The sequence below is a fragment of the Bacillus sp. FG16 genome (genome assembly GCF_057809515.1).
This window is the reverse complement of sequence record NZ_JBMDKC010000336.1, coordinates 1-447: the sequence shown is the minus strand read 5'-3', so window position 1 is coordinate 447 and position 447 is coordinate 1. Positions and strand designations below refer to the sequence as shown.

Below are 447 nucleotides of genomic sequence, written 5' to 3'. Positions count from 1 at the left end.
AATAAAATTGATAACCGTCTGATTTCATTTCACCGACTGGGTTGCCATCTTCCATCGAACTGACTTTACTCCAACCTACAGTAGTAGCCATTTCATCCCATATCAGCCTTTGATTTCTTTCAACAGGTAGTTGTTCGGTTTTCAAAGGATAACCGATTCTGAAATAGTCACGATTATATGGATACTCTCCAAACCATACATCTAAAAATGCACTCGGTTTCTTGGCCTCAATCTCAATAATTGGAGGCGCTTCTATATTACCTTGATTGACGAAAGAAGTAGTGATTTCAGTGGACCAGTTTTGAGTGAATGTATGCGTATTTTTTTTACCTAGTTTATACGGCATTGGACAAATAAAAGTAATAACTCCTCTACCTCTATTGACTATTTCATCCAAATCGACAGAACCATCAATTAATGCTAAATAAGTCCTGTCTAACTCATCAT

General features: G+C 36.7%; 1 protein-coding gene. It reads right to left on the bottom strand.

Annotated features, from left to right (window positions below; translation table 11 throughout):
* The coding region (locus ACODS7_RS32620) for a distal tail protein Dit (RefSeq protein WP_488828702.1) at positions 1-447 on the bottom strand (447 nt) is incomplete at both ends.